The organism is Streptomyces sp. P9(2023), assembly GCF_032436795.1.
GTDB lineage: Bacteria > Actinomycetota > Actinomycetes > Streptomycetales > Streptomycetaceae > Streptomyces.
Genome location: NZ_JAUPWM010000210.1, coordinates 1 through 374 on the forward strand (window position 1 = coordinate 1; position 374 = coordinate 374).

The 374-nt window shown below is 68.7% G+C and carries 1 protein-coding gene; it reads right to left on the reverse strand.

All coding sequences use genetic code 11. The features are described from left to right. Positions 1 to 140: 140 nt before the first annotated feature. A partial coding sequence (locus tag Q5762_RS37380) for a hypothetical protein (RefSeq protein WP_315896765.1) occupies positions 141 to 374 on the reverse strand: 234 nt, incomplete at its 5' end.

Genomic DNA, 374 nt, shown 5'->3' on the forward strand with positions numbered 1-374 from the left:
GAGGCGGGCGGGCGGTCTGCTGCCCGGCGCCGCGCCACGCTGGGTGTCGTTGGGCGTGCGGGTGATGAGCGCGGTCGGGAGCAGTGCGGCAAGGTCAGCAAGGTCGGCGAGTTGGCGTCGGATGTGCTGGGCGGTGGGGGTCACTGGTCCTCCTGGGGTGTCGGGTCAGCTTCAGCAAGCGGTTTGCGCGTGCCTCGGCCACCGCCGCCGCCCCGCATAGATCGGGTCGGGTTCGCTATCAACGCCATCTGCACCACCGCGCCCTCTGGGCAGAATTTGAGATCGCCTTGTGATACACGGATCGCCCACTCGGGAGCGAGCCCCAGACGGGTTTGGGTGATGACGATCGCGTGGCGAGGAAATGCCCACAGCGG